Genomic DNA, 12,732 nt, shown 5'->3' with positions numbered 1-12,732 from the left:
TATTTAATAACTAACACTTTAAAAAACTAATGGTGATAACATGGAATATATATATGCGGCAATGATTTTGCACAGTGCAGAAAAAGATATTAACGAAGAAAATGTTAAAGGTATTATTGAAGCAGCAGGTATCGACGCTGATGATGCTAGAATTAAAGCATTAATCGCAGCTTTAGAAGATGTTGACATCGAAGAAGCTATCGAAACCGCAGCTGTTGCATCCGCAGCTCCTGCAGCTGCAGCTCCTGCAGCAGCTGAAGCAGCTGAAGAAGAAGAGGAAGAAGAAGAGGAAGAAGAAGAAGCTTCTGAAGAAGAAGCAGCAGCTGGATTAGGTGCTCTCTTCGGATAGATTTTTTAAATCTATCACCTTTCTTTTTTTTATTCTTTTTTTTGTTAATTGACTATTTTTACTAATTATCTGATTTTTAAGTTTATTTCTCTTGATTTTTTTAATTGTGTATTTGCTGTTTTTCAATGTTTTTTATCCTGGAATTTGGAAAGCTTTTAAGTAATCATTAATTGATTTTCATTAATTATTTATTAAACAAAAAACATATTTTATACTAATAAATGATTAGAACTGATTCATATGGTAGAAATTTTTGATGAACTTGGTTATAAAAAACAAACATGTAAAACTTGCGGACAGGAGTTTTACTCCCAAGTTGATAGGGATACTTGTGGAGATGCTCCATGTGATGAGTATGAGTTTATTGCAAATCCTGCTACTGATAAGCCATACAATTTATATGAAATCCAGAAAGTTTTTAGAGAATTTTTAGAAAGCGAAGGACATACACATGTCCACAGGTACCCAGTACTTGCAAAAAGATGGAGAGATGACGTATTTTTAGTTGGCGCATCAATCTTCTGTTTCCAGCCATGGATTACCTCAGGCCTTGTTAAGCCACCTGCAAATCCTATTGAAATGGCTCAACCTTCAATCAGACTTAATGATGTTGACAATGTCGGAAGAACAGGCCGTCACATGACCTGCTTTACAATGGGAACCCATACTGTAATCAACAAGGAAGATGATTTCATTTACTGGGAAGACCGTACAATCGAATTGTGTCATAAATTCTTTGAACACATTGGCATCAACACTGAAGAGATTACATTCATCAAATCATGGTGGAGCGGCGGAGGTAACGAAGGGCCATGCTACGAAGTCTGCTGCAGAGGGGTGGAACTTGCAACATTGGTTTTCATCCAATATGAAACCCTTGAAAACGGGGACAAAAAGGAAATTCCAATCAAGGTTGTTGATACTGGTTATGGTCTCGAACGTATTGCATGGATTTCACAGGGAACTCCAACTGCCTATGATGCATGTTTTGCACCTGTTGTTGATAAATTGAAAGAATTGACTGGTGTTGAAATCAATGAGGATATCCAGGGAAGAAACGCCCAGATTGCAGGAATGATGGATATCGAAGATATAGGTGATTTAAAGGAATTAAGGCAGCAAGTGGCGGACAGCTTAAACCTTTCCTTGGAAGATTATTTAAAAGCAGCTGAACCGATGGAAGCAATCTATATCATTGCAGACCATACCAGATGTTTGGCTTTCATGATTGCTGATGGCATTATCCCTTCCAATGTTAAAGAGGGTTACCTTGCACGTTTGGTGTTAAGAAGAACAATCAGGTTCATGAAGGATTTGAACATGAAGGAATCATTGGCTGATGTAATGGCCATTCAACTGGATTTCCTATCTAAATTTTACCCTGAAATTCGTGACTCAGAAGAACATATCATGAATATCATTACCTTGGAAGAAGAGCGTTATGCCGCAACAGTCAAAAAAGGAAAAAGCATTGTTAAAAGATCAATCAAAAGACTTAAAAAAGAAGGCAAATCTGAAATGCCTCTTGAAATGTTAATAGATTTATATGATGCTCATGGAATACCTCCTGAAACTGTTGTTGAAATGGCGGGCAAGGATTTCACAGTCAATGTTCCGGATAACTTCTTTACTCAAGTTGCAGGAGCTCACGAAAAGGACACTTCTAATAAAAAATCCACATTTGAACTAGACTTCCCTGAAACCGATTTGTTGTTCTATAAAGATTTCTACCAAAAAGAATTTGAAGCGGAAATTTTGGGCGTAGTTGAAAAAGATGGAGACAAATGTTTAATCTTCGATAAAACAGTATTTTACCCTGAAGGAGGGGGTCAACCTTCAGACATAGGTTTAGTTTCCATCGATGGAAATGACATTAACATGAAGCATGCTGAAAAGATTGATAATGTTGTATTGCATCATGTAGATGAAGACATTTCTGATGATGTTGTTGGCAAAAAAGTCACAGGAAAACTTGACTGGACAAGAAGAATAACTCTTGCACGCCACCACACAGGAACTCACCTGGTCATTGCAGCTGCAAGAAAAGTACTGGGTCAGCACGTTTGGCAGGCAGGATCACAAAATGGATTAACAAGAGCACGTATTGACTTGTCACACTACAAGCGCATCACACAGGAAGAGCTGAATGAAATTGAAAAGCTTGCCAATGAATATGTGATGGACAACATTGACTTGGACATCCAGTTCCATACCCGTGATGAAGCTCAGGAATTGTATGGATTCGTACTTTACCAAGGGGGTATCGTTCCAGGCAAAATGATTCGTGTTGTAAAAGTTCCTGGCGTTGATGTACAGGCCTGTGCAGGTACACATGTCTTAAGAACTGGTGTAGTCGGACCAATCAAAATCAACAAAACCGAAAGGGTTCAGGATGGTGTTGAAAGGATTGATTTCTCAGCAGGTCTTGCTGCAATCGATTCAATGCAACATGATAATGAATTGCTAAGGGAAAGTTCAGCTATTTTCAAAGTTGAAAACAATCAATTGCCAAAAACTTGTGACAGGTTCTTCAGTGAATGGAAATCACAGAAAAATGAGATTGATCGTTTGAAATCAGAAATCGCATCACTTAAAATGAATTCTCTTGCTGATGACTTTGTTGAAATCAATGGCTTGAAGGTAATTTCCGAGAAAATGGAAACAGACATTAAGGAACTTCAAAAAATAGCTACTGACTTTACCGATAATGGAAAGGCGGATGTAGTTATTATGGGAAACGGTGATGGTAAAATTGTTGGAGCAGCTTCCCAGAATGCAATTGACAATGATATAAAAATCAATAAAATTATAAAAACTGCCGCAGGTGTTTTAGGTGGTGGCGGCGGTGGTCGCTTAACTTTAGCACAAGGTGCAGGTAAAAACGCAGATAAAATGGATGAAGCTATCCAAACTGCTGTTAATTTAATAAAAGGATAATTATTTTATCCTTCTTTTTTTTTTAATCAAACGAAATACTACTCTGATGTATTTTTCTTCATTTTTATTATTTTTTTTTGAAAATATTGTTTTTTTAACCTAATTTATATATACTTTCTTTCATAAAAATACATCTCATATTATATTTAATGGGGGTAGAATTTATCAAGAATTATAAGATTATGTTTGTCATTGCCATTTTGGTATTGATGTGTTCAGTATCGTTTGTTAGCGCAAATGAAATGGACAATGCAACGAATTTGGAAAATGATGGATTAAGTTTGGAGGGATCTGATTTTCAGGTGGATGCTTTATGTGCTGTCAATGATGATTCTTCAATAAAGGATAATTATACTTCTTCTCAAGAAGATGATTCGAAACTCAGATTTTCCGGTGGGGAAGAAGTTTTAAATGTAAGTAATGATGATCAGTTATCTGATTCAAAAATGGGAACTTCTGATGAATTGGCGAAGTTAATTAAAGATGCTAAACCGGGCTCAACAGTAACCTTGGATAAGGATTACAATATACGTCTAGGTTCTTCTCATACTATTGAATTTACGAAAGCGATTACACTTGATGGTAGGGGACATACTATTTTCGTTTATGCATATGCTTTTAAAATAAATCATCCTCCCTCATCAGCCTACTTGCAAATAAAAAATATTAATTTTATAAATGGAATAAATGGAATTATTAAAAATACTAAGGCAGCGGGTCCTTTTATAATTTCCAATTGTAATTTTACAAAACCGGAGAATGGGAATAATGGAGGTGCAATTGTTGTAAGTGGGAAGTATGAATCATATATTATTAATTGTACTTTTACAAATTGTGTTGCTTTTCCTAGAACTAAAGTTGTTAAAATGGAGACTTTTTCTCAAATATTTTCTGGTGCATCTAGTTCGGGTGGTGCCATTTATTCTAGTGCTCCGATTACTGTTAAATCTTGTCGTTTTGAAAATTGTACTGCAGGAGATGGCGGTGCAGTATATGTAGCGAGGAGTCAGGCCAAAATAATAGATTCAGTTTTTGTTAATAATCGTGCTGGAAGAGGCATTAATGTGGAGAGTTTTAAGCATGGGGGTGCCATTTATGTTTTTAAGGCGGCTGATGGTGTTTTAGTTAAAGGATGCACATTCATTGGCAATCATGCTGACCGTATTGGGGGTGCAATATCAGTTAACGGTGAGAATACTAGAATTGAGGATTGTATTTTTGATTCTAATTACCTGGGGACTGGTCGTTATAACCAGGGTGGTGCAATATTTGTGATGAATAACCAGGAAACTCCTAAAACTTCTATTCAAATAACTAGGTGTTCATTCAATAATAATGGATATGTTGGCAATGAACATTACTGTAAATATGGTGGTGCAATATTTTTCTCTAAAAATATTAATGGAGGAACTATTTCATATTGTAATTTTACTGGCAATAAGGTATCAGAACAGGGTGGTGCAGCATATTCGGAATCCACATGTCCTAATCTTAAGTTTATTGGTTGCATCTTTACTAAAAATCATGCCAATGACAAAGGTGGAGCAATATATCTTGATTCTAAAAATAATGTTGTTGATGGTTGTGTTTTTGATTCCAATTCCGCTGATGATGACGGTGGAGCCATTTATGTTGAAGCAAGATATAATTCAATAAAGAATTCCTTGTTTACAAACAATAATGCTAAGGATGAAGGTGGTGCTGTTTATATCAATGCAAGATATACAAAAATTGATTCATCCGCTTTTACGGGCAACTCTGCTAAAAAAGGTTATGATATTTATTGTGATTCCAGTTATTGTAGTCTCAAAGGTTCCATTATTTTAGGAAACAGTCCTAAGAACGCAATTTACTCTTCATGCAGTTTTTCTGCTTCAAAAAATTGGTGGGGTAATTTAGCCAGCAATAAAGATACCAAACCCGATGTTAATAAGAAAGTGAACCTTGAAAATGATTGGAATTATCTTTACTATACTGTTAAGTATGATTATACGAAATCAGCACTTGCTGCAGTTGTTGAAATGTGGCTACAAAATGTGCGTGATGGTGGTCTTTCTCCTTATTATCCATTGGTGTTTGATTTGAAATTCACCAATACTGTTTCAAATCAAAATACAATGACTTTTCATAGGGTTAGTGATTTTATTGTTCCATTAGTTGAGGGAAATACTGCTGTTACTATTTCAACAAAGGGATGGTCTCATAAAATCGATTTAAATTATGGTAAGACTTTAACTATTTATAATCGTTCCCTATCCAATCTAAAGTGGGATATTGACAATGCAGGTTCTGTTCTGAATTTAACCTCAGATTACGAGTATATGGATATTTGCGATAAAAAATTAATCAATGGAATTTTTTTCAATAAGGAGTTTGTCATTGACGGTAATGGTCATACTATTGATGGAAAAAATACTGCTTCATTATTAGAGGGGGGCTTTGCTAAGGATTTGACCTTGAAAAACATCAATTTTGTCAATATCAAAAATATTTATAAAGCCAATGGAAATCTTTTCATTGAGAATTGTACATTCAACAATTGTGGAAATGGTTTAGAGCTGCTTAGAATTACCGCAGGTGTAATTTCAATTATAAATTCTAAATTTTATAATTGCAGTTCTGATTCTTCCATGTTCATCTTTGATTCTTATGGGGGGCCTGATGTATCAATAATTCGCTGTGAATTTATTGGAAATGATGCTAATTGTCTTATGGAGGGTTACCGTTGTGAATCCTTTAACTTTGTTCATAATATTTTCTTGAATAATAGTTTCACTGATATGCATAATTTTAAGATGGGTGATCCTGCACGTGCAAGTTATGATTACAACTGGTTCGGAAATACCATATATAATTATAGTGTAAAACCTGACTTTAATGTTGACTTAGATAATTGGATGGTTTTAGACCTTGTAAACGGTGTAAACACATTTGGTACAAAGTTTGTTTATCTTAAAGTTTACAATGCAAATTCCCAAGAACTTGAAAACAACACTGCTCTGAATATTGGTTTCAATGTTTCCTCTTTAGGTGGTGTCGTTGGATATGTGGATGTTATCTCCGGTGTGGGTGTGATGAATTATGACTTTGATTCACAGGATGTTGTGACCTTGAGTTATATGTCTAATAATTTTTTATTTTCTGTTATTAATTACTTGCCGGGTTCTTTTACAGATTTGCAGTATCAGATTAACAGTGCAGGTTCTGTTTTAAACTTGACATGCAACTATGAGTATATGTCTGTTTGCGACTTCAAACTCAAACATATATGCATTGATAAACCATTGATATTGAATGGTAACGGTTTTACAATAGATGCTAATGGTATGGTTGCTATTGCTAGAATCACAGCAGGCAATGTTCAAATTTTAAATGCTACTTTTATTAACAGTTACTCTAGTCATAATGCGGCAATTGAAATTTATGCAGACAATGTTTTGATTAATTCAACATTTATTAATAACACTCTTAGCTCCAGGAGTATTAGTGGAGCTGCGATTAAGATAGGTAGCTCTAATAATGTTGTTATCCATTCAACATTCATTAAGAACAATAATCTTTTAGGTTATGGAGGAGCAATTTTTATTGACCAATCCAATAATGTTGTCATTGACTCAATATTTGTGAATAATACTGCTATACTTGGTGGTGCAATTTATTCTGAGTGGTCTGATGTATCAATTAGTGGAGTATTTGCAAATAATTCTGCTAAAAATGGTGCTGCCATTTTTATCCATGCTCGTTCTGATAAGTTAAATAGAATTTATAAATCATTGTTTATATCAAATAGGGGAATTGATGGTGTTATTAATGTTGTGGGCAATCCGAAGGTTCATGCTGTTGATGTTCATTATTCAATTTTCCTAGATAATAACTGTCTTTATGACATTGCATCAGGTCACAAGGACAGTGTTTATGCGGATTATAACTGGTTTGGAAGCACCAATGAAAATTACAATGTTAAACCTAATGTCGAATCAAGTGTTAACTTGAACAGATGGTTGTTTTTGGATGTAAATGCCAACAGTACTCTTTTAAAAATAGATGAATCCGCAGTCATTAATGTTAGTCTGAATAATGCTTATGACCGTACCTCTAGGAAGGTTTATGATGTGGAAACTAATCTGCCTGCTGTTTGTTTCGATGTTTCATCTGTCAATAATGCTGTAGCTTTGGATAAGTTGGAATTGGTTGACGGTAAAGGCAATGCGTCTTACATGCCTGTTAATGAGGGTGTGGGAAGTGTTGATTTCAAATATTATTCATTTAATAAAACAGTTACATTTAATGTGGTTACTGTTCCTGAAGATTCATTTACAAAATTGCAGGAAATTATCAATAACGCAAGTGTTTATGATAGTATAGTCTTAAACAGGTCTTATAAATATTACCCTAACTTTGATGGTGATCTTAAGAATGGTATTGTGATTAATAAAAGTTTGATGGTCAATGGTAATGGTCATGTGATTGACGGTGCAAATCAGGCCCGTTTATTTAATCTTACTACTAATTCCATTGAATTGTATAATTTCATTTTGGTTAATGGTTATGCGGAAAATGGTAGTGTTATATATTCCAATGCTTCTGGCGATAAGTTGTCCAGTTCAATTGTTTTAAATTCAACAGGTTCTGTAATTTATTGTCCGTTCTGGTTTGCTGCGAATGAAAACTGGTTTGGTAATACAATTGATGATTATGATGTTGCTCCTGTTGTTGAAGGTGACCAGGTTGAGTTAAATAACTGGTTGTTTTTAACAGTTGATGTGTCCAAATTCGACTTGTTTGTTGGTGATAAGGCAATCATTACTCTTAACTTGACCAATATGTATGATGCAACTAAAGGAACTAATTCCACTTTCACTGGTATAATTCCAGTCACTTTTGACTTGTCCTGTGTTGGTGGAGACATCAATGTTTCTGAGGCCACACTGATTGATGGTGTTGCCGAATTAGAGTTTATCGGCGACGGTATTGGGCCAGGTTATCTGGAAATGTCCTGTTATAATGTCAATGAAGAGTTTTACTTTAATGTAAGTTGTGATGAGGATTCATTTACTGCTCTTCAGAAATTAATCAATAATGCTAATGGTAAAGTTGTTTTGCAGCATGACTACAGGTATTATGATTATGATGAGAAACTTAAGGGTGGAATTTTAATTAATAAATCACACATTGAGATTGATGGTGACGGGCATGTCATTGATGCTTTAAATAAAGCCGGTGTGTTTAATATTGCTGGAGAATATGTTGCCGTATATGATGTGTCTATTGTTAATTCCAAAAATACTGTTTCTGTTGATGGGGGATATGCTGCTTTCGATAATGTTTCATTTATCAGTAACGCTGATGTGATATCTGTTGTTGATGGTACTGCGGAAATTGTGGGTTGTTATTTCCTCAATAATTCTAATGTTGTTGATTTGAAATCTGCTTATGACGTTTTCATTTCAGATTCCACATTTATAAATAATACAAATATTATTAACGCATTTTATAGTACTTTGACAGTTAACAATACTAGTTTCAAAGGCAGTGATGTAGGTTCTTATTGTGTTGGCTTGATTGATTCCACTGCTGAGATTCACTCCTCCAAATTTAATGAGGTTAATTTAATCAATCCAATTTTCGTATCAATAGATTCTGAGTTATATTTATCCAAAAATATCTTAAGCAAATCTCAATACATTGATAATGAGGGTACTATAACTTCAAAAACCAGAATTGCTATTCCAGGTGAAAAGTATTATGATTTGTTAATCTATGATAATTTGACTTTAAACGCTACAGTTTATGATGACAACGGCAATATTATTAAGGTCAATGATTTGGAATTTAATATTTATCCAACAATTGACTATAATGAAAGTTCACAGGGTACTGTTTGGATTTTGAATGTTTATTGTTATCCTTGTGGTGAACATGAAGTTAATGCTTCTGTAATTGATTCACTTTCTGATTATAGTTCTGATCATGTCATATTGAATGTTTCTAAGTTTTCATCCAGTGTTAATATTGTTTCATTGGATAACATTACCTCTGGTGAAGTTTTAAACGTTAAAGTGGAGTGTACTAACTTTACAGGTGCAGTTATTGAAATTAGTGATGCTTCCGGGGAGGTTATTTTCAGACAAACAGGCGATATGACAGAGCTTAGTGTCGAATCATTGGATGCCGGAGTATACACATTAACATACATCAATGTGGGCGACGAGGAATATGAATCCAGTTCTGTTATTGCAACATTTGAAGTTTATAAAATTGGATCTGATGTTGTTATTGTAGATAAGGTTGATTCTATCTATGCTTTTAATGATTATAGGATAAACTTTACTGTATCCAATAGGACTAATGTCACTGCAAAAATCGTTGATTTAAAGACAGGGGAAGTTATTGTAAACATGAGCGTTCATGGTGATTGTCTTTATGTTAATTTGCTTGCAGGTTCCTATAATCTTACCGTAACCAATGTGGGTGATAATAATCATGAAACTTCTTCCGATTCAATGGTATTTGATGTGTTGAAAGTTAAATCATTAGTTAAAGTTGATGATGTGTCTGATTATTTCTATGATGATGTTTTAATAACATATGAGGTTGTTAATGCTTCAGATGTCCATGTGGTTATTCGCGATTTGGCTACTGGTGATGTTAAATATAATTTCACATCAACAAACACTTCAATTTCTGATTTGTATTTTGACAGTGGTCGTTATAACATTACACTTTCTGTTGAAGAATCTGACAGTACATCTTACAGCAGTGATTTTAAAGTGTTCAATGTTTTAAAAGTCGGTTCTTCAATTGTTGTTGAGGGTTTGGATGATTATGTCTATGGTGATGATGTGGAAGTTGACGTTATTGTTGATAATCGTACAACTGTTGTTGTTGAAATTAGAGATAAAACCGGTAAAATAGTTTTCAATGAAATCATAGAAGAAGATTACCTGCCAATGCCTGATTTGTCTGCCGGTGAATACGTTTTATTTGCAAGCAATTTAAAAACTGATAACGTTGCTGGAAGCAATTATACAAAAGCATTCACCATATCTAAGGCAAATTCAATAATTGATATTATATACTTCAATGATACTCTTCCATGGGGTTATTATTTCGATGTGGAATTTGATGGGGACAATCTTACAGATGTTTACGTTGTTGTTTGTGACAGTAATGGTAATGAAATTTCCGGTGGAAATTTAACTAATGATTATGGTTATTTCCTATATAGGTTAGGTAATTTAACTCTTGGCAGTTATTCAATTGAGATTATTAATCCTGGTGATGAGAACATCACAGGTTGCAGTGTTTCAATGAATTTCACTATATTTAAAGGCAATTCCACAGTTGATATTGATAATATCTCTTCTGTTTATGTTGGTGATGATGTATTCATTGAATATTATGTTTATGTCCCTGGAATAATTGATATTGTTATTATGGATGCACTGGGAAATATTGTTTATCATGAAGAAAACGCAAATATTTTCAATGTCACTGTTTCCGGTTTGCCTGCAGGGTACTATACTGTCAATGTGACTAATTTGGAAACAGAAAATGTGTTTGGAAATTATTCTGTAAGTAATTTCACTGTTTTCAAATATGATTCAAACATTACATTAAATGATGTAAAAGATGTTGTTTATGGTGAAAATGTTTTAATAGGATTTGAAGTTGAAAACCCGACTGTTGTAAATGTTAAGATAACTGATGCGAATGGAAATATTGTTTATGATGAAAATGAAACTGATTACAGTGTTTTGATTACTGATTTGGATGCAGGAGATTATACTGTTAATGTCACTAATATTGAAACATTCAACGTGACTGCAAGCAGTGATTCCAAATCATTCAGGGTCCTGAAGGCATCAATTGTTCTGACAGTTTCAGTTGATGATTCTGTTTATGGGGAATTATCCATTGTTAATGTGGGTTCTGATGTTGATGGTAACTACACTGTAAATATAGGTGATAAAGAATTGGTTGTTAATGTTGTTAATGGCCAAGGAGTAGGCACTATTACTCTTGATGCAGGTGATTATACTGCCAAAATCAATTTTACTGATGACAATTATGATATCTACACAATAGACGATTCATTTACAGTATTTAAAGCGAATGTTGCTGTGAGTGTTGAGGTTTTAGATAAAGTTTATACTGCTAATGTTAGTGGTAATGTATTTGCTAGTGTTGATGGTGAATACAAAGTAGTTATTGGTAATTTTGAAGCGCCAGTCACTGTTAAGGATGGTGTTGGTAGCTTTGATGTTGGAATATTGAATGTAGGTAACTATACTGCATCTGTAAGCTTTAATGGTACTGATAATTACAACTCTGCAGATAATGAAACTGCTTTCGAAGTGACACAAACTGGAACTAACGTTAACATTATTGTTAATGCTTCTGAAATTGTTTATGGTGATGTGATTAACATTACTCAAAGCCTTCCGAGTGATGCAACTGGAAGTGTAACCTATACATTAGCAAATGGAACAATAATTAAAGTTGTGGGCGTTAATGAGTCATTTGTATTGTCTGGTTTGAATGCTGGATCTTATGTAATCTATGCTAATTACAGTGGAGATGCTAATTATGCTCCTGCCAGTGATAGTATTACAATAAATGTTGGCAAGGCTGTTAATGATGTTTTAGTTTATTCTTCTGATGTTGTTTATGGTGAAAACTCTATTATTGTTGTGTTTGCCGATGTTGATGGTGAGTATGCTGTTGTTGTTGGTGATAAACGACTCATTGTTAATGTTATAAATGGTGAGGGTAATGTTGAAGCTACTTTAAATGCAGGCAGTTATGATATTGCTGTTGAGTATGTGGATGATAATTATGAAAATAACATATCTGCTGCTCCATTTACTGTTTCTAAAGCGAATGTTACTTTAACTGTTGAAATTTTTGATAAGGTTTACACAGCTGATGTTACTGGTAATGTATTTGCCAGTGTTGATGGTGAGTACAACATAGTTATTGGTAATTATGGAACATCAGTAACTGTTAAAAATGGTATTGGAAGTTTCGATGTTGGAATCTTGAATGTCGGCAACTACACTGCTTTCGTAAGCTTTGAAGGTGATGACAATTACAACTCTGCAAATAATGAAACTGCTTTTGAAGTTGCTCAAACCGGAACTAATTTCAATATTATTGCTAATACTACTGAGATTGTTTATGGTGATGTGATTAACATTACTCAGTCCATTCCAAGTGATGCAACTGGAAGTGTAATATATAAATTTGCTAATGGTTCAATAATCAAAGTTTTAAACGTTAATGAGTCATTTGTATTGTCTGGTTTGAATGCTGGATCTTATGTAATCTATGCTAATTATTCTGGTGATGCTAATTATGCTCCTGCCAGTGATAGTATTACAATAATTGTGGATAAGGCTGTTAATGATGTTTTAGTTTATTCTTCTGATGTTGTTTATGGTGAA

At 34.1% G+C, this 12,732-nt stretch carries 3 protein-coding genes; all 3 read left to right on the top strand.

Features of this window, described 5'->3' with window-relative positions; translation table 11 throughout:
* Positions 1-40: 40 nt before the first annotated feature.
* On the top strand, positions 41-349 hold the full coding sequence (rpl12p, locus tag QZN45_RS08715) for a 50S ribosomal protein P1 (protein WP_292882509.1): 309 nt from the start codon (positions 41-43) through the stop codon (positions 347-349).
* Positions 350-589: 240 nt separating this feature from the next.
* Positions 590-3,286 (top strand): alanine--tRNA ligase, encoded by a 2,697-nt coding sequence (gene alaS / locus QZN45_RS08710; RefSeq protein WP_296812484.1) that lies wholly within the window; start codon positions 590-592, stop codon positions 3,284-3,286.
* A gap of 149 nt (positions 3,287-3,435) precedes the next feature.
* On the top strand, positions 3,436-12,732 hold a 9,297-nt coding region (locus QZN45_RS08705), incomplete at its 3' end, for a right-handed parallel beta-helix repeat-containing protein (RefSeq protein ID WP_296812482.1).

This window comes from uncultured Methanobrevibacter sp. (assembly GCF_900314695.1).
Lineage (GTDB): Archaea > Methanobacteriota > Methanobacteria > Methanobacteriales > Methanobacteriaceae > Methanocatella.
Note: the sequence above shows the minus strand (reverse complement) of the source record. Positions and strands in the feature narration are given on the sequence as shown.